Here is a 16,738-nt window from a genome sequence, read left to right on the forward strand (position 1 = left end):
TGGCCAGCCATCCGCCGAGCCAGCAACACGGTCGTCTTGGCGTTGGCCGGTTACTTGGCAGCGCGCGCCACCGGCTGCCTGAGCATCGTCCTGGGCTCAGGATCGGTGAAATCGGTCAAGTAGATCTCGTGGTGCAGCCCGTTGCGTACCAGACCGTGCTCGGCCATGAACGCCTCCATCACGTCGAGCGACGCCTTCTCCTCGCTGTAGGGCCCCTCGTGGAGCAGCTCCACGCACTCGCCCTCGGTGAAGGTGACAACCTGGACGCGGTCGACGGCCGCGCCGGAAGCGCGTGCCTGCTCACGCGCCGCCTCGGCCGCCCCCGGCGCGGGCATGCCGGGCAGCGGCAGCAGCAGATGCCACCGCCACTGATCGCGCGGCACCTCCAGCGGGGGGCGAGAGGTGTCCTCCACCCACCAACGGCCCTCCAGCGGCCCCGCGGGGCCGCCCATGGCGGAGGCCACGGCGTACAGGGCGCCGATCGCCGAGACGTGCTCGCTCCCGCCGGGCTCGCCCAGACCGGTGACGTTGATGCAGGTGACGGGGGCGCAGTGGATCAATCGCGGTGTCATTGTTCCTCCAAAGGAATCATCAGATGGCCCCGCCGACGCCTGACGGGTCCGCCGCCACGCGTCGCGCTGGTTCGGCGACCACCATGCCCCCAGCCTGGGGTCTCCCCGTGGGGGAGAGTCCAGCCGGAACGGCCGGCCGCGTGGGAGACTTGCGCCCGGGCGGCCGGCGGATCCGTCACCCGATGGCGTACGCCCGGGTGCATGTGATCACCCGCCACGTCCGTGACCTTGGCGCGCAGTGCGACGAACCCCGGGGGCGGCCGGGTTCGTGATCCGGGCCGTCCATCCGGAGCCGGCGTGGGTCAGCCGGACCCGGCCGCCCGGCGAGCCGTTCGAGAACGGCACCACGATCGACGGCCTGGGCGGTGCCGGACTCGTGGCTGGTGGAGAACGGGCAGCAGCCCTCCCCCTGAGCAGCCGACCAAGGACTTCGCCTGCCTGCTCAACGAGGACAGCGGCCTTTGAGGACTGGCTAAGATCGTTAAGCCGCATCAGGCAAGGAGACTGACCGCGATCGCCTGCGACCGTGAAGGAGCCGCTCATGACCGCCGACCCCACGATGGCCCGGATCGGCCAAGGGGTGGAGTTGCATCACCACCAAGGTCAGCGTGAGGCCGCTCGCGAGTTGTTCGCGCAGATCTGGGACGACATCGGCGGCGAGCAAGGCGACCCGCTGCATGTTTGTGTCCTCGCCCACTCGATGGCCGATGTGCAGGACGACGTGGACCAGGAGCTGATGTGGGATCTGCGGGCGCTCGCCGCCGTCGGCCTGATCACCGATGAGCGGGTGGCCCAAGCCGGAGTGCCGCTTTCGGTGGCGGCCCTGTATCCGTCGTTGCACCTGAACTTGAGCGAGTGCTATCGCAAACTGGGCGATCTCGACCGTGCCCGTGAGCACCTCCAGCAGGCGCGGGACGGGATCGGCGCACTGGGCGACGACGAGTACGGGCAGCTCATCAAGGATGGCCTGGAACGGGTGGCCGAACAGTTGGATGAGACCGTCTGACCGCGAGCCCAGGCAGCAGGTTGCCCGTGACCATCGCCTCCGCCGGGCCGCCGACAGGGGTGGACCGGGGGGCTGGGGCTCGGACACCCGCTCAGAGATGACGGCTCGCTGTCATGGTGGGAGCCCGGTCCCCATCCGAACACGACCTAGGCCTTCGTTCCCAGCCGCAGTTGGCTCCTCCGGCCGATGAATGCCGGCATCGTCCCGGCAAAACTTGATCTCATGATCAAAACAGTGGTCAGAACGGTAGCACTCGGGATGGCGCTCACCTTGGCCGCTCCTGCGGTGGCTGAGGCCACCGCCCTTCCAGCGGCCGTGACCTGGAGTCCCTGCCCGGAGGATCCCGCCGTGGAATGCGGCGCCCTTTCGGTTCCGGTCGATTGGGCTGAACGCGATGGCGCCACCATCCAGGTGGCGCTGGCCCGCCGAAAGGCCACCCGCCCGGACGCACGTATCGGATCTTTGGTGATCAACCCCGGCGGGCCGGGCGGCTCCGGGGGCGCTGTGAAGACCCAGCAGGAGACGCCGTTCCCGGCACAGGCCATCATCTGCCAGGACGGGTCGCTACCCGTCCCCTCCTACCGCGAATGGGCGGCGCATGAGCGCCGGACGAGGAAGATCGCCCCGGACATGCGGTACTCGACCCTGGCGGTGAACTTCGCCGCCATCTGCCTGGGCCACCCGGGCCCGGTCGCCAATCCGCAGCACCGGCTGCGCGTCCGGGGCAGCGCCCGGCTGCTCCTCGTCAACGCCTTGCACGACCCCGCCACCGGGTACGCCTGGGCGACCGGCGTGAGCCGCCAGCTCAAAGAGCGGGCCGTCCTGCTCACCTACGAGGGGTGGGGCCACTCGGTCCACCACCGGGGCCCCTGCGTGACCGGCGCCGTCGACCGCTACCTGATCTCGCTCGCCCTTCCCCGGCCGGGCGCCCGCTGTCCCGCCGTACCGTCCGGCGCCGACGAACCCTGGTCTTCCAGCGCACGGAGGTTGCGGGTGGCCACCCCGGTGCCGCGTGCCCGCGGTCACGATGCGCTCGCTTTCGCGGTACGGGCCTTCGCCGACCTGCGCTCTCGCGCTGCGGACGCGAGGCGCAGGACCACTGAGCGGAGGGCTTCGGCGGGACGGTTCGACGGCACGAACAACTGCTGCTTCACCCGGGCGATTCGCTGATGCCTGGTGATGGACGGGCGCAGCCGTGACTCCCAGGCGGTCAGCGCGGCGTCGAGGTCGTCGGGGTGCTCCCGCAGTGCCCGGCCGAGCTCGGCGCCACCTCGGAGGGCGGAGCTGGCGCCCATTCCCGAGTAGAGATTCAGGCACCACGCCGCATCGCCCACGAGAACGACCTTTCCTCTGCTCCACCGGGACATCTTCACCTGGTGAACCGAGTCGAACAGGAAATCCGGCGTCTGCTCCAGGGAGCTCAGGGCGTGCCGTACCACGGGGTCGTCCATATCGGAGAACGCCGTGCGCAGCCGCTCGATCCTGGATCCGGTGAACTGTCCTTGGACGTCCTCGGTCCGATAGGTCAGCAGGGCGGTCGGGGGCCGGTCGGCGAACCCGAACACCCATGCCCCACGGCCCTCGCGGGCGCTGATGATGCTGTCCGCCTCCTGGAAAGTCGGCACTTGTTCCTGGAGCTGGAACGCGCAGATGATCGCGTCCCACGCGGTCATGTAGTGCTCGTCCGGGCCGAAGACCGTGCGGCGCACGTTCGAACGCAGTCCGTCGGCGCCGACGACCAGGTCGAAGCTTTCGCGGTACCACGCGCCGGTGCCGGCATCTTCGAGCAGCACGCGCACGTCGGCACCGGTGTCGTCGATCTCGACGGGTCTCGTCGCGAACCGCACGGCGATGGGCTCGCTTGTGCCGTCCCCGCGGATGCCTTGCCAGAGGGCGGCTTCGATGTCCCCGCGGACCACCGCCGCGGGATCGCCCGGCTGGTGCAGGAATCCCAAGCCCGGCTCACGGGTCCCACGCCGGGTCAGCGACCACGCCTTCCCGCCGTCGGGCGGGTTGCGGAGGTGCAGGTGACCGGCGATCCCGAGGTCGGCGGCGGCCTGCCTGCCCTCCGGCATGAGGCCGACGAAGTAGCCGCCCGTTCGACGTTCCGGGGCCCGTTCGACGATGACCGGCTGCCAGCCTGCCTGTCGCAGCCCGATCGCCGCGGACATGCCGGCGATCCCGAGCCCGACGACCAATGCGCGTTTCTGCATGATGCCGTTTCCCTTCTTTCGAGTGAGGTCCGGTCAGCCTGGGACGCCAGCCCGGCTGAGCGGGTGGCCGGTGTACGGCACGTCCGCGCAGACAGGTGTCGATTCATGGGTGATGACGACCGCAGCACGCATGACACGCTCCTGAACTAAGTTCGTTTTTGACGTCACCACCGTGCCTGAACTTTGTTAAGGTGTCAACTGTGGCGAAGGGCATCACGCGGGAGCGGATCGTGGCGGCGGCACTCGAGGTGCTCAACGAGAAGGGCATGGACGCTCTCACCGTCCGTGCGCTTGCTTCCCGGCTCGGCGTGGGAGCCCCCGCGCTCTACTGGCACGTCCGCAACAAGCAGGAGCTGCTCGACGAGATGAGCACGTTCGTCATGCGCCGTGTCACCCACGCCCTCTCGGGGATCGCTCCCGGCGCCGGCTGGCGTGCCGACGTGGCCGCCTACGCCCGTGTCCTGCGCTCGGAGTACCTGCGCCACCGGGACGGAGCGCGCATCTTCAGCGGCACCCGCTTCTCCGACCCCGAGGTGGTGAAGTCGAAGGAGTCCTGGCTCGGGCGCTTGACGGCGGCCGGGTTCTCACTGGCCGAGGCGGACGACGTCGTCGACGTGGTCACCGCCTTCGTGGTCGGTTTCGTGATCGAGGAGCAGGAGCGCAGCCAGTCCGCCGACGCCGACCCGGCCCGGTACTCGCTCGCCGGGCGCGACGCGTGGCTGGGTGAAGGCGCCGAGTTGGTCAAGGCCGCCGGGCACCTGCGCGACGACGGCGACCGGAGGTTCGAACGGCAGCTCGGCGTCGTTCTCGACGGGCTGGCCGCTCAGTTGCGCTGACGGTCCTCCGACGAGGGTCGGGGAAGCTCGGCACGCCGTTGTCCCGCATGCAATCGGCGTATTCGAGCTTGTCCGCCACCGGCCAGGAATCCTGGAGCGCGGGGGCAGGCCGGCCATCGTTTCATCGGCCTTCGCCTGCGGACGAAACGTCGTCGAAACCGGTGTTGCGGGATGCTGGCTGCGGTGGTGTGTCCGTAACGAAAGGAGTTGCCGGTGCGCGTTCTCGTGGTGGAGGACGACGAGGTGACCGCGCAGACGGTGGCCACGGGGCTGCGCAGGGCCCAGATGGCCGTGGACGTGGCGCTCGACGGCTTCCTCCGGTGCTGTGCCACGGAGATCTCGCGCTCGACACCGCGCGGCGCCGGGTCAGCAAGGGGGACCGGCCGCTGGACCTGGCCCCGAAGGAGTTCGGCGTGCTGGAGCTGCTGCTGGCCGCCAAAGGACGGGTGGTCTCCGCCGAGGAGCTCCTCGAACGGGTCTGGGACGAAAGCGCCGACCCGTTCACGAACGCCGTCAAGATCACCGTCAGCAGACTCAGGACCAAGCTCGGTGACCCGCCGATCATCGAGACGGTGGCCAAGCACGGATACCGCATCTGATGGCTGTGACGGCTCCCTTTCCCCTCGTCACGCGGCTCGCCGGCCGCCTGCCCCGCCACACCGTACGGCTGCGGCTGACGCTCCTGTACGGAAGCCTGTTCCTGGTCTCCGGCACCGTCCTGCTCGCCATCACCTACGCACTGATGCGGCAGGCGGTCAGCGGCTCCATGGCCACGAGCTTCATCTCCTCCTCGCCCGGCGACGTCTCCGCGCCCCCTCTGAACATGCCGCCCGGCAAGTCCGGCGCCGTGCAACTGCTCCCGGCCGAGCTGCAGCAGGCCCTGGAACACCAGCGGGCCGAGGCTCTGCACCAGCTCCTGATCAATTCCGGGATCGCGCTCGCCCTCATGTCGGTGCTCTCCGTCGCGCTCGGCTGGATCATCGCCGGACGCGTCCTGAGCAGACTTCGTACGATCATCGCCACCGCCCAGGACATCTCGGCGACCGACCTGCACCGGCGCCTGACCCTGGACGGCCCCGCCGATGAGCTCAAAGCGCTCGGAGACACCATCGACGGCCTGCTGTCCCGCCTGGAAGCGTCCTTCCAGGCGCAGCGACAGTTCGTCGCCAACGCCTCCCACGAGCTCCGCACCCCGCTGACCCGTCAGCGGGCACTCGGCCAGGTCGCCCTGTCCGACCCCATGGCCAGCACGCAGTCGCTGCGCGAGGCTCACGAGCAGATCCTCGCCACCGGAGCCCACCAGGAACGCCTCATCGAGGCGCTGCTCACCCTGTCCCGCGGGCACGCGGGCACGCGGGCATCGAGGTCCGCCATGCCTTCGACCTGGCCCAGCTCACCGAGGAAATCGTCGAAGCCCGCCATGCCGAAGCCCACCGGCGGGACGTGACGATCCGCCCCTCTCTCGGCACCGCCCTGACGGCCGGGCACCGTCCCCTCGCCGAACGCCTGATCGCCAACCTGGTCGACAACGCGCTCTGTTACAACACCGCGCCCGGCTGGGTGGAGGTGGAAACCCGCGCCGACCACGGCTGCGCCGTACTCACGGTCAGCAACCCGGGTCCCCTGGTCGCGCCGGACACCGTGGAACGCCTCTTCCAGCCCTTCCAACGCCACGGCACCGCCCGCACCGCCCGCCCAGACGGCCTGGGACTCGGCCTGTCCATCGTCCAGGCCATCGCCACCGCCCACGACGCCACCGTCACCGCCACCCCCAGAGCCGAGGGCGGCCTGACCATCACCGTCACTTTCCCACCCGCCCGCGGCATCACCGGCCGCCATCGCGACCACCGATGACTGTCATAGATGGAAACGGCGCTCTGCGCCTCCGTCTCGGCGCGCTCTGCGAAGCCCGGACGAATTTTGAGGTCCGCCACGTCCGAAGGCTCGCCGATCTCAACGGGCCCTCGCCGGCAGCGTGGGCGAGCGCTTTCACGGTCGTGCGAGCGCTTTCACAGGCGTGCGTGCGCTTTCACAGGCGTACAGGCGTCGAGCGGATCCTGACCAGCTCGCGGGTGAAGTCCCGCGACGACAGCCAGAGCTTGAACATGATCGCCGCCTCGAACACCAGCAGCATCGCCGCCGCGCCCAGCGTAACGAGCACGATCGCCCCGGTGAGCGGGCCGACGATGAACACCGCCATCTGGAACTCGATCCCGCTGACCAGGTGCGCTCTGACCCGGTGGTCGCGCAGCCAGTCGCGTACCCGGATGTACCAGGGGAAACGCGTACGGAAGTCCTGCTGAAGGTCCACCTCCGGCTCCTCCGACAGGACGGGGGCGACACCGGTGGCCTCCTCGATCGCCTCGTTCAGCTGACGACGCATCTGGCGGCGTACCTTGGCGAGCTGGAGCGCGTCCACGTACCTGAGCATGTCGAGGAAGACCACCAGGACGCCGAGGACGAGGTAGAACGCCTCTCCCGTGTACTGGAACTGGCCCCACATGAGCGCCAGCGCGCACGTGAGCACGCGGATCCGGTCGAAGACGTAGTCGAGCCAGCCGCCCAGCACGGTGCCGGTGCCCTTGAGGCGGGCGATCTTGCCGTCCACACAGTCCAGGACGAAGCTCAGGTGGTACATGAGCGCCCCGGCGACCAGCCATAACGGCTCGCCCATGAGGAAGCAGCCCGCCGAGCCGAGGCCCAGCAGGAAAGCGCCCCAGGTGATCTGGTTGGGGGTGATGGCGGTACGGTTCGCCAGGCCGACCACCAGCCGACCGGCCAGGGGATCCACCAGGAACACCGTCCACCAGGCGTCGCGGGACTTGAATGTCTGCGTACGCACCTCTTCCAGCGTGAACATCACTTCATAGGCCCTTCGTCAGTCCACCCGATTTGCTTATATGCAGTGAAATAGCCGATTTGCACCTCGCGGCCGTCGTCGGTCGTGGCCCTGCTCCTCGTCTCCGCGGCCAGCGGCAGCCCGCTCTCCGGGTCGATCACCAGCCGCTCGTCGTCGAGCCCGTTCTGGTAACTGAGGCCCTGCCCCATGCGGCCGAGGGGGTCGGTGACCGCGCCCTCCGGCCGCATGCCGGGAATCGAGGCCAGGATCTGGTACGCCGCGGAGCGCACCTCCGGCCTCACCGGCAGCGCGGTGATGAGCTCCAGGCAGGTCGCGCGCAGCTCGGCCTCCATCTCCCGCCCGACATATGCGCCTTTCTCCCGAGCGATGTGCGTCACGAGGAACGCGCGCAGCGCCGTGGGGTCGGTCGGGATCGTTCTCAGGGCCTTCCAGTCGATGAGCTGCTTGGTCAAGATGCCGCCGGCGTCGCGCCACCTGACCCGATGCGGCCCGCTCCTCGCCTCCCCCGGCGCCGCCCCGACCAGCGCCTTCGGAGCCACCTTGCCCAGTCCCGTCACGTCCGCCGGGTACTGCCAGGCGGTCGGCTGCCCCGCGGCCCGCCACGCCGCCTCGTCCTCCATCGTGGCCGGGCTCGCGCCGAGGTACCTTCCGCTCCACCGGTCCTGTACGCCGTACCGCCTGGTCAGCCACGTTTCGCGAGCGGACTCGCGCTTGATGACGTACCGGCGGTCGGGCGAGAGGATCAGCTGACCGGTGACCACGCTGGTCCGCCAGTACGCGCCGTCCGAGGGCGCCTTGGCCGTGGCACCGGCGGCGGCCAGCAGGATCTGCCGAGCTTCCGGCCCCCTTGAGGGAGCCACGGTGGGATCGGGCGAGAGCCGCGCCAGCGAGCCGGACGGGACGCCCACGGCCAGCGCCAGCGCCACGGCGGCGGCCGCGCCTGCCAGCCCGTTCCGCACGAAGGCCCACCGCATCGGCCGCTGCCGCTTCATCGCGCCCAGCCGGAGCTCGCGCTTCGGCTCCTCTTCGGGGAAAGCACTGACGGTTGTGGTGGCGGTGGCCAGCTCAGCCAGCAAACTGGCTCGCCCCGAGTGGACCACGTCCGCCGTAGGCCCCGACGCCTTGAGGAGCTCACGCACGGCTGCCAGCTCATCCGGACGCCTGTCGATCTCACCCATCGACATCTCCTCCGATCATCGGGTTGACGCCGCCCAGAGCCCGGCGGAGCTTCTTTCGCACCCTGTTGAGCCGAGATCCGACGGTCCCGTACGGAATGCCGAGCGTCTGCGCGACCTCCTCATAACTGAGCTCGGCGAGCGCGACGAGAAAGAGCGCGTCACGATCACCGGCGGACAGCCGTTTGAGCGCCTTCGCGAGCCGCCCCCGTGCGCTCGCGGCGGCCATGCGCGTCGTCACCCGGTCCTCGTACCCGCCGTCCGCCACCTCGCCGGCGGGCGTCCGCCGAAACGCCTCCAACCTGCGGGTCTCGCTCCGCTTGTGCTGGGCGAGCAGGTTGGTCGCGATCCCGTACAGCCAGGGACGCACGGCCCCTCGCGCCGGGTCGAACGTCTGCCGCTTCCTGAACGCCACCAGGAACGTCTCAGCCGCCAGATCGTCGGCGACCTGCGTGCCGAGCCGCCCGGAGACGTACCGGTGTATCTCATCGAAGTAGCGGTCGTAGAGCACGGCGAACGCGTCCGGGTGGTGCCACGACCGCTCAATGAGCGCGGCGTCATCGGCTGCCACCGGCACATCCGGAGGTGCGGCCATGCGTAAGCTGTCCCTTCTTTGGGCTACACCTCTATTCCGCCGAAGCACCGATCCCCTTCGCACTTTTCACGAAATTTCCCCCACGCCCCGCACAGCAGCAGGCATCGCCAAACGGACCAGCCACCCGCTGCTCCGCGGAAGAACCCGAGGCCAAGACCACGCAGAAGTAGACCAAGACTCCAGCTGAGCCAGCTTCGGCCGGCGCGCTGACCACGGGGTTCCGGGCCCGACGCACTTCTTCGCCCCCCGGCGCCGCCTGAACGGCAGGACGGCTTCCGGCGGGCGGGCAAGAGGCACTCACGTACGTGGGAGCGTAACGATGACGACGAGCCCGCCGCCCTGGCGCGGCCGGGCGGTGACGTCGCCGCCGTGCGCCCGCGCCACCGATCGGACGATCGACAGGCCCAGGCCGACGCTGCGGCCGGTGATCACGCGTTCCGCACCGAGCCGGTGAAACGGCTTGAACAGCGCCGGAATCTCATATGACGCGACTGCGGGGCCGCTGTTGGATACCTCCACCTCGGTCCCCCCATCGAACAAGGTACGGCTGGCGACCCGCACCCAGCCGCTGCCGTCGCCGGTGTCATGCCGGATGCCGTTCTCGACCAGGTTGTGCACCAGGCGTTCGAGCAGCATCGCATCGCCTGCGGTCTGCGCGGGGAAGGCCGACTCATGCACGGTGACGCCTGCCTGCTCGGCCTCCGCAGCCGTCTGCCCCACCACGTGGCTCACGACCTCGGCCAGCTCGACCGGTGACCGATCTCCCACCTCGTGATCGGCCCGGGCGAGCAGCAGCAGCCCGGAGATGAGCCGCTCGTGCCGCGCGTTGATCTCCAGCAGGCTCGCGCCGAGCTGCTTGACGTCGGGCGAGGCCGTCCGGCGGTGCATGGCCCGCTCGATCAAGGCCCGGTTGAGCGTCAGCGGCGTACGCAACTCGTCGGAGGCATGGGCCACGAACCTGCGTTGGCCGTTGAAGGCGTGGCCGAGCCGCTCCACCATGGTGTCGAACGCGCCGGCCAGCTCCTTGACCTCGTCCACCGGCCCCCGCAGCCCGATCCGCTCGTGCAGGCCACGGTCTGCGGCCGGGGCTGCGGCGATGCGCCGCGCGGTCGCCGTCACCAGGCGCAACGGGGCGAGCATCCGCCCGGCCACCGCCCAGCCCAGCGCGGCGGCGAGGAGGCCGACCGCGCCCAAGGCGACGGCCCCCTGAGTGACCAACGACGTCACGGCCGCCTCACGCAGCTCGGCCTCCTGCGCCTGCACCCAGCGCAGCGCGTCCGAGCCCTGCATCACATACCCGCCGGGCATGAAGATGGACAGCATCGCCGGTCCGCCGCTGGACGCGCCATAGCGGGAGACGAACAACTGCGACAACTGCCGGTTGAACAGCAGGTACGTGACCGTGAGCAGAGCCAGGCCGGCGGCCACGAACAACGCTCCGTACACCAGAGTGAGCCGGGCTCGCAGCGTGAGGCGAGGTATGCCGAACGGTGGGCGCCTCATGGAAGCCGGACCATCACAGTCCGCACCAACGTGACTGTCGCGGCGGTCAGCCTGAACCCTTCTGCTGTCGACAGGACCTGCATTCCATCCTCCTGTGTGTGTCCTCCGACCATGCCGCAGCCGCTGTTTACTTGGCGTTACCGAGCAGGAGATGAAGTCGGAGTTGCTCCTGCGCCCGGTCTTCCAACGACTCGAACCCCGCATCCGCGCGCACGTGCTGACCTGCCGGCCGGCGGGCATCGTGGCAGCTTCGGAATGGACGCGGTCAACGGATTTCACGCTGGCGTCAATGGCCACCTGTGTTTATAGGCAGCAGCGCCCGGTACGGACGCAACCACTCCAGCGCCCATCCTCTATCGCCTGATGAATCGGCGATACGTTCCCGAAACCGCCCAACCGTTAAAACAGGGGGGTCGGCTGACCACAGCATTATCTTTAGCGAGGAGATTCCATGTACAAACGACGTCTCGCGGTGCTCGGCGCGGTCGCCGTATGCGCCATCGCCGGCCTGGGCGGCTCCGCGATGGCCGACGACCACTCCCCCACCGCTGGCACGAAGGTGACCTGCACATCGGCTGACGGCAAGACCGTCGAGAATCCCCCCGCGCTGCCGGAGGGCGCACAGGAGGGCTTCAAGAAGGGCGTTATGATCTCGCCCGACGGTGAGGTCAAGCACTTCGGCTCGGACGAGACGACCGGAGACGAGACGACCGGAAACAGGACCGGTGACGTGATCATCAAGGAGGAAGGGTCCGATGAGACTCCGACGCCTCCGACCGGCGCACCCAACCTGACCACCCCATCCGGCGCACCCAGCCTGACCACCCCGTCGGACGCGCCCAACCTGGCGGCCCCGACCGAGGGCGACAAGGCCGAAACCTTCAAGGTCATCTGCCTGAAGGCCGAATAAGGCATTAGGCCGGGCACGACGGGTTCGGCCCGCGCGCCCTGTGCTCGAAGCGCCCGGCGGCGTCCACCGGTCCCACATCCTGGCGGCGCCGTCGGGCAGTCGGCACTCCAGGCCACCCCATCTACAATCCGGCGTGCAGCCGACTACTTCGAGATGACCGAAGAAATCACCGAGGCTAGTGACACAACATGCTGACCGACTTTTACACTTCTCGTCACCATGCGCGACCCACCGATCACTGATCATGAATTGACGATCTCTGGCGAAGATTGATAACGTCCCCGTAACGTGCATCCTCCCCGATTCGCGAAGTCCTGGCTGAACAAAATTCAGACGTTTTCGTCAGCCCGACATCATGAGATTTGAATCGACGAGACTGGAGAATGACATAAAGACATCCCTTGGGAGTTACGTCTCCGCCGCCGTCGCCATGGCGTTGATCGCGTCCGCCCTCACCGCAGGCGTCACCGCGAGCGCCGAGTCCCAGACACGTGAATCGACCGACAGCTTATCGGCTGTGGAGGCACGGCCCAACGACGGCTCCGGATATTGGCCGGACTTCTCGAACCCCGGCTATGCCAACACTCCGGCCAACGCCGGCGGCCTGGGCCTGGGCGCGTACCCAGGCCAACTCACCGACTATGCGCCGAACATGAGCGCCAGCAAGCCATTGAGACTCGAATTTCCGGATAACAGCGTCATCTCCTTCAAACGCTTCCTGGCGCTGAAGGTAATTATCTACGGCGACAATCTCACATTCGTCGGCTGCTCGTTCGAGGGCACCAATCCCAACGACAACCTCGTCCAGATCTACTCGGACAACAACATCAAGTTCCTGTACTCGACGTTCAAGCCGAACTCCTACTCGATGCCTCCCGGAAACGACGGCACCGTCTCGTCATCCCCTACCAAGCCGGGCACTCCGTTCGACAAGTCCTGGCAGCTGGCGACGACGATGAAGGAAGCCGTCGCCGTCATGGACCACAACGACATCTGGGGCAACGCCGGGATGATCATGGTGACGGGATTCCCCGGACGCCCGTCGACCTGGACGAACAACTACATCCACGACATGGCCGATACGTCACATGACGTCTACCACCATGACGGCATAGGCCCGCAGAGCGAAGGCGACGGCGGCCCCATGATCGTTCACCACAACACCCTGGCCTCCCTGGGCAACACCAACGGCCTGGCCCTGCAGGGCAGCGGTGTCTACGACCACATCTCTGTCACGGACAACTATGTCTCCGGCTGGGGTTATGCGCTGAGCATCGGCGTCGTCAACAACGCCACCAACATCACCGTCACCGGCAACATCTTCTCGGCCGAACTCGAGCAGCTGTACGGCTTCCTGTACGGCAACATCTGGGGCGGAACAGCCCGCGGCTCCACCTGGCGCGGCAACCTCATCCAAGCCCGCGCGGGCGACGGCAACCAAACCTACTCAACGGCCGACAACGGCAAATATCTTTGGCCGACCGGTTCTGCCAGCCATACCACCGACTACACCGGCTGAGTCCGGCACAGCACGCTCGGTGACGCCGTTGCCGAGCGTGCTGCCACGCGGTCCGACCCCGTCGCCACGACTCCCTCCTCTTGCATGCATCGCGGCTGGTGGCCGTTCGCGGATCGGCTGGGCGAACTCGCCGAGCTCCGCCCCACCACGGTGCGCGCACTGGACGATGACGAGCTGGCTGCTGGCCGGGGAGCCCTCAGGACGCCGGTTGTGCCGCGAAGCCGTCGAGAAGCAGGTCGGCGACGTGGGGGCCAATGGTGGAAGGGTCGGTACGCAGCGTACGGGCGAATCGGGTGACGACGTGCAGGGTGCCGGTGATGGCTTGCGGGAGCAACTCGGGCGGGAGGTCACGGCGGAGCAGTCCTTCCTGCTGGCCACGCTTGACCAGGGCGAAGACGGCTTGGTGCATGCGCCGGGAGGCCGGAGGCGGTGACGGGCGGTGCGACTCGGCGGGCAGGGGCTGCCATTCGGAGCTGACGGCGAGCACCGGGTAGCGCTGGATGATGGCGGCCATCTCGATGATGAGCGCGCGCAGTGCGGCCACCGGGTCGAGGTCGCCGTCCAGGGCGTTGGTGATGGCTTGCTGGGCCTCGGCGGCCGCGGTCTCGAAGATGGCCAGGCGCAGGGCTTGACGGTTGGGGAAGCGGCGGTAGACGGTCATGCGCACCAGGCCGGCCTCCTCGGCGATGCGCTGGACGGTGGCGTTCGGATCCTCGGCCAGCACCCGGGCAGCGGTGGACAGGATCAGCGCGTCGTTGGCGCGGGCGTCGCTGCGCAGCCCTCGACGCCGTGATGGGGCCGGTGGCCGGGTCGCGGAGCTCATTCGTTAAATGTTACACATCTGCCTCAGGTAGTGTCCTAGCTTCTGCGGCATGTCCCCTCCACCGGCAACGCAACACGGGCGTATCGACGCGAATCTTCTGCAACTAGGCCTGGTACTGGTGCTGGGCATCGTGATGAGCATGCTCGACACGACCATCGTCAACGTGGCGCTGAGCACGCTCGGCCGCGAGCTGGACGCCGGCCTGGCCACGACCCAGTGGGTGGTGACCGGCTACATGCTGGCCCTGGCCGTGGTGATCCCGGCCACCGGGTGGCTGACGGACCGCTTCGGCGCCAAGCGGCTCTTCGTACTGGGCGTGACGCTGTTCACGGCCGGATCGGGCCTGTGCGCGGCGTCCTGGGATGCGGGCAGCCTGATCACCTTCCGGGTGGCGCAGGGCGCGGCCGGGGCGCTGCTGATGCCGGTCGCGCAGACCATCCTGGCCAGGGCCGCCGGGCCCGACCGGATGGGAAGGGTGATGACCCTGGTCGGCGTGCCCGCCCTGCTCGCGCCTGTCCTCGGGCCGGTGGCCGGCGGGCTCATCGTGGACCACCTGCCGTGGCGCTGGATCTTCCTCATCAACCTGCCGGTGGGCGTGGCGTCGGTGCTGATCAGCATCCACCGGCTGCCCGCGGACCCGCCTCGAAGCCAGGGCGGGCAGCGGTTCGACTTCGGCGGGCTGGCACTCCTGGGGCCCGGCCTGGCACTGCTGGTGTACGGGCTGTCGCAGGCGGGTCACACGGGCACCTTCAGCGCCCTCGGCGTGTGGGGCCCGATGGCTGGTGGCGCACTGTTGGTGGCGCTGTTCGTCGGATACGCCCGCAGGCGGGGCGAACGAGCGCTGATCCCGCTGGCCTACTTCCGTGACAGGGCGTTCGCCGGCGCCGGCGCCGTCGGAATCATGATCAGCGTCAGCGTCTTCGGCGTGATGCTCCTGCTGCCCCTGTACTACCAGCAGGTCCAGCACCACAGCGCCCTGGCCGCAGGCCTGCTGCTGGCCCCTCAGGGCCTCGGCACCGCCGTGTCCATGCCGATCGCCGGCATGCTGACCGACAGGGTGGGCCCGCGCCGCGTGGTCGTGACGGGGATGGCACTGATCGCGCTCGGCACGCTGGTGCTGACCCAGCTGCCGGACGGCATGCCGGGCTGGGCGGCGGCGCTCGCGCTGATCGTGCGAGGTCTGGGGTTCGGCGCCGCCATGATGCCGGCGATGGCGGCCGGCTACCGCAACCTGCCCGCCTCGGCGGCCGGACACGGCAGCAGCGTGCTGCAGATCTTCTCCCGCCTCGGCGGGACGATCGGGGCCGCCCTGATGGCCGTGATCCTCACCCATACCGGCGACTTCGGCACCGCGTTCTGGTGGGCCACCGCCATCACGGCCGCCGGCGCCCTGTGCGCTCTCCTGCTACCCGGCGGTACCGCCTCGGCTCGAAACCAACCCAAGGAGCAACAATGATCAGCAGAGAGATCCACCTCGTCCGCCACCCCGACGGCGAGCCCCGCCTTGCGGACTTCCGCCTCGTGGAGGTCCCTCTCCCTGCCCTGGGCGACGACCAGGTGCTGGTCCGCAACCGGTACTTCGCGCTCGCCGCCGTCATGCGCACGCTGATGACCGGCGCCGACATCGGCATGCCGCTGGGCACCTACCGGCCCGGCCACGCCCTGTTCGGCTCCGCACTGGGAGAGGTGATCGACGCCGGGCCGGCCGCCAGGAGCACCCTGAACATCTTTCCGCCGGTTCGCTGCAAGATCGACGGTTGCTTAATTTCCTATAAGTTGGTAGGAAATGCATGTGTCCTTGCGACATGTGCCCGTCCAAGAGCGCCCGGCCCCACGGAGCGACCGCTGTGACCTCTCCACCCCCCATGCCCACCGCCGCCGTCCCCGTGCAGGAGCGCCTCGATCCCCGTGTCCGGCCTGGGGTTGGATCGGCCCGGACGAGGCGGGCGGCCCAGCGAGTGGGTGTGCGCGTGCTCGCCGCCCTGGCGTTGCTCGGCTTGTGGCAGTTGGCCGCCACCGCGGCGAACAACCCGTCGTTCGTACCCGCTCCCCGCGCGGTGTGGGATCAGCTCGTACGGCTGTCCACGACGCATGAGGGCATCCGCGGCTACAGCGGCAGCCTGCTCGTCGAGCACCTGGGGGTGAGCCTGCGCCGCATCCTCATCGGCTCCGCGATCGGGGTGGCGGCAGGGCTCCTGCTGGGCGTCGTCCTCGGCACCGTTCCGTGGATCCGCGTTGTGGCCGAGCCGGTGGTCACGTTCGTACGGGCGCTGCCGCCGCTGGCGTACTTCAGCCTGCTCATCATCTGGTTCGGGATCGACGAGACGCCCAAGCTGTGGCTGCTGGCCATCGCGGCGCTGCCGCCGGTCGCGGTGGCCACGGCGGCGGCCGTGCACGGCGCCCCGCGAGACCTTGTCGAGGCGGCCAGGGCGCTGGGCGCGTCACGGCGGAACGTCGTCCAGGACGTGGTGCTCCCCCATGCGCTGCCGGAGATCTTCACCGGCGTGCGCCTGGCCGTCGGCATCGCGTACTCGTCGGTGGTCGCCGCGGAGACCGTCAACGGCGTGCCGGGCATCGGCGGCATGGTCCGGGACGCCCAGCGCTACCTGCAGACCGACGTCGTGGTGCTCGGGTTGTTCGCCATCGGCATTTCGGGGTTGCTCATCGACGGCCTGCTGCGGGTCGCGGAAAGGCGGCTGATCCCGTGGCGCGGCCGTTCATGACTC

At 68.9% G+C, this 16,738-nt stretch carries 17 protein-coding genes and 1 pseudogene; 11 read left to right on the forward strand and 7 right to left on the reverse strand.

Annotated elements, in window-relative coordinates; translation table 11 throughout:
* Positions 1–50: 50 nt before the first annotated feature.
* Positions 51–572, reverse strand: a complete 522-nt coding sequence (locus ABEA43_RS48825) for a GyrI-like domain-containing protein (RefSeq protein WP_345572944.1) — start codon at positions 570–572, stop codon at positions 51–53.
* 541 nt (positions 573–1,113) lie between these two features.
* Here ABEA43_RS48825 and ABEA43_RS48830 point away from each other — a divergent pair.
* Positions 1,114–1,578 carry a tetratricopeptide repeat protein gene (locus ABEA43_RS48830; RefSeq protein ID WP_345572945.1) on the forward strand — a complete coding sequence of 155 codons (465 nt, stop codon included), beginning with the start codon at positions 1,114–1,116 and terminating at the stop codon, positions 1,576–1,578.
* 630 nt (positions 1,579–2,208) lie between these two features.
* A pseudogene (locus tag ABEA43_RS48835) lies at positions 2,209–2,502 on the forward strand (alpha/beta hydrolase); the annotation flags it as partial.
* A gap of 98 nt (positions 2,503–2,600) precedes the next feature.
* Here the strand turns inward: ABEA43_RS48835 and ABEA43_RS48840 are convergent.
* Positions 2,601–3,791, reverse strand: coding sequence for an FAD-dependent monooxygenase (locus tag ABEA43_RS48840; RefSeq protein WP_345572946.1), 1,191 nt, complete (start codon positions 3,789–3,791; stop codon positions 2,601–2,603).
* Between the two features lie 200 nt (positions 3,792–3,991).
* Here ABEA43_RS48840 and ABEA43_RS48845 point away from each other — a divergent pair, with 200 nt between their 5' ends.
* The 4 genes from ABEA43_RS48845 to ABEA43_RS48860 all read left to right on the forward strand — a co-directional run bounded on the left by ABEA43_RS48845 (position 3,992) and on the right by ABEA43_RS48860 (position 6,481).
* Positions 3,992–4,627, forward strand: coding sequence for a TetR/AcrR family transcriptional regulator C-terminal domain-containing protein (locus ABEA43_RS48845; protein WP_345572947.1), 636 nt, complete (start codon positions 3,992–3,994; stop codon positions 4,625–4,627).
* Positions 4,628–4,947: 320 nt separating this feature from the next.
* Positions 4,948–5,226, forward strand: coding sequence for a winged helix-turn-helix domain-containing protein (locus ABEA43_RS48850; RefSeq protein WP_425570542.1), 279 nt, complete (start codon positions 4,948–4,950; stop codon positions 5,224–5,226).
* Positions 5,226–6,074 carry a histidine kinase dimerization/phospho-acceptor domain-containing protein gene (locus tag ABEA43_RS48855; RefSeq protein ID WP_345572948.1) on the forward strand — a complete coding sequence of 283 codons (849 nt, stop codon included), beginning with the start codon at positions 5,226–5,228 and terminating at the stop codon, positions 6,072–6,074. Before ABEA43_RS48850 ends, ABEA43_RS48855 begins: the two co-directional genes overlap by 1 nt.
* Positions 6,071–6,481: a sensor histidine kinase gene (locus tag ABEA43_RS48860; protein ID WP_345572949.1), complete on the forward strand. Its 411-nt coding sequence runs from the start codon at positions 6,071–6,073 to the stop codon at positions 6,479–6,481. Before ABEA43_RS48855 ends, ABEA43_RS48860 begins: the two co-directional genes overlap by 4 nt.
* Before the next feature lie 175 nt (positions 6,482–6,656).
* Here the strand turns inward: ABEA43_RS48860 and ABEA43_RS48865 are convergent, their stop codons facing one another.
* From ABEA43_RS48865 to ABEA43_RS48880, 4 genes are all read right to left on the reverse strand, one after another.
* Entirely contained in the window at positions 6,657–7,469 is an 813-nt protein-coding gene (locus ABEA43_RS48865) for a CDP-alcohol phosphatidyltransferase family protein (RefSeq protein ID WP_345572950.1), read from the reverse strand.
* A gap of 17 nt (positions 7,470–7,486) precedes the next feature.
* Positions 7,487–8,665 carry a CU044_5270 family protein gene (locus ABEA43_RS48870; RefSeq protein WP_345572951.1) on the reverse strand — a complete coding sequence of 393 codons (1,179 nt, stop codon included), beginning with the start codon at positions 8,663–8,665 and terminating at the stop codon, positions 7,487–7,489.
* Positions 8,658–9,233 carry an RNA polymerase sigma factor gene (locus ABEA43_RS48875; protein WP_345572952.1) on the reverse strand — a complete coding sequence of 192 codons (576 nt, stop codon included), beginning with the start codon at positions 9,231–9,233 and terminating at the stop codon, positions 8,658–8,660. The genes ABEA43_RS48870 and ABEA43_RS48875 overlap by 8 nt, the downstream gene beginning before the upstream one ends.
* Before the next feature lie 321 nt (positions 9,234–9,554).
* Entirely contained in the window at positions 9,555–10,760 is a 1,206-nt protein-coding gene (locus ABEA43_RS48880; protein ID WP_345572953.1) for a sensor histidine kinase, read from the reverse strand.
* 451 nt (positions 10,761–11,211) lie between these two features.
* Between ABEA43_RS48880 and ABEA43_RS48885 the strand changes: the two genes are divergently transcribed.
* A complete protein-coding gene (locus ABEA43_RS48885) occupies positions 11,212–11,670 on the forward strand; it encodes a hypothetical protein (RefSeq protein ID WP_345572954.1) in 459 nt (152 codons plus the stop codon).
* A gap of 430 nt (positions 11,671–12,100) precedes the next feature.
* On the forward strand, positions 12,101–13,189 hold the full coding sequence (locus tag ABEA43_RS48890; protein ID WP_345572955.1) for a hypothetical protein: 1,089 nt from the start codon (positions 12,101–12,103) through the stop codon (positions 13,187–13,189).
* A gap of 196 nt (positions 13,190–13,385) precedes the next feature.
* Here ABEA43_RS48890 and ABEA43_RS48895 read toward each other — a convergent pair whose 3' ends face one another.
* Positions 13,386–14,012 carry a TetR/AcrR family transcriptional regulator gene (locus ABEA43_RS48895; RefSeq protein ID WP_345572956.1) on the reverse strand — a complete coding sequence of 209 codons (627 nt, stop codon included), beginning with the start codon at positions 14,010–14,012 and terminating at the stop codon, positions 13,386–13,388.
* Between the two features lie 49 nt (positions 14,013–14,061).
* On the opposite strand from ABEA43_RS48895, the gene ABEA43_RS48900 reads away from it, so the two are divergent.
* From ABEA43_RS48900 to ABEA43_RS48910, 3 genes are read left to right on the forward strand one after another with little or no spacing between them, the layout of a single operon-like run.
* Positions 14,062–15,468 (forward strand): DHA2 family efflux MFS transporter permease subunit, encoded by a 1,407-nt coding sequence (locus tag ABEA43_RS48900; RefSeq protein WP_345572957.1) that lies wholly within the window; start codon positions 14,062–14,064, stop codon positions 15,466–15,468.
* A complete protein-coding gene (locus ABEA43_RS48905) occupies positions 15,465–15,863 on the forward strand; it encodes a hypothetical protein (protein WP_345572958.1) in 399 nt (132 codons plus the stop codon). Before ABEA43_RS48900 ends, ABEA43_RS48905 begins: the two co-directional genes overlap by 4 nt.
* On the forward strand, positions 15,860–16,735 hold the full coding sequence (locus ABEA43_RS48910; RefSeq protein ID WP_345572959.1) for an ABC transporter permease: 876 nt from the start codon (positions 15,860–15,862) through the stop codon (positions 16,733–16,735). Before ABEA43_RS48905 ends, ABEA43_RS48910 begins: the two co-directional genes overlap by 4 nt.
* The last annotated feature ends 3 nt before the right edge of the window (positions 16,736–16,738 follow it).

This window comes from Nonomuraea rosea, from assembly GCF_039539705.1.
Taxonomy (GTDB): Bacteria; Actinomycetota; Actinomycetes; order Streptosporangiales; family Streptosporangiaceae; genus Nonomuraea; species Nonomuraea rosea.

Excerpts from the sequence above, each read along its gene's own strand:
- ABEA43_RS48880 (WP_345572953.1), bottom strand. The coding sequence starts at position 10,760 with ATGAGGCGCCCACCGTTCGGCATACCTCGCCTCACGCTGCGAGCCCGG.
- ABEA43_RS48885 (WP_345572954.1), top strand. The coding sequence starts at position 11,212 with ATGTACAAACGACGTCTCGCGGTGCTCGGCGCGGTCGCCGTATGCGCC.
- ABEA43_RS48895 (WP_345572956.1), bottom strand. The coding sequence starts at position 14,012 with ATGAGCTCCGCGACCCGGCCACCGGCCCCATCACGGCGTCGAGGGCTG.
- ABEA43_RS48840 (WP_345572946.1), bottom strand. The coding sequence starts at position 3,791 with ATGCAGAAACGCGCATTGGTCGTCGGGCTCGGGATCGCCGGCATGTCC.
- ABEA43_RS48830 (WP_345572945.1), top strand. The coding sequence starts at position 1,114 with ATGACCGCCGACCCCACGATGGCCCGGATCGGCCAAGGGGTGGAGTTG.
- ABEA43_RS48905 (WP_345572958.1), top strand. The coding sequence starts at position 15,465 with ATGATCAGCAGAGAGATCCACCTCGTCCGCCACCCCGACGGCGAGCCC.
- ABEA43_RS48855 (WP_345572948.1), top strand. The coding sequence starts at position 5,226 with ATGGCTGTGACGGCTCCCTTTCCCCTCGTCACGCGGCTCGCCGGCCGC.
- ABEA43_RS48890 (WP_345572955.1), top strand. The coding sequence starts at position 12,101 with ATGGCGTTGATCGCGTCCGCCCTCACCGCAGGCGTCACCGCGAGCGCC.
- ABEA43_RS48825 (WP_345572944.1), bottom strand. The coding sequence starts at position 572 with ATGACACCGCGATTGATCCACTGCGCCCCCGTCACCTGCATCAACGTC.
- ABEA43_RS48900 (WP_345572957.1), top strand. The coding sequence starts at position 14,062 with ATGTCCCCTCCACCGGCAACGCAACACGGGCGTATCGACGCGAATCTT.
- ABEA43_RS48870 (WP_345572951.1), bottom strand. The coding sequence starts at position 8,665 with ATGGGTGAGATCGACAGGCGTCCGGATGAGCTGGCAGCCGTGCGTGAG.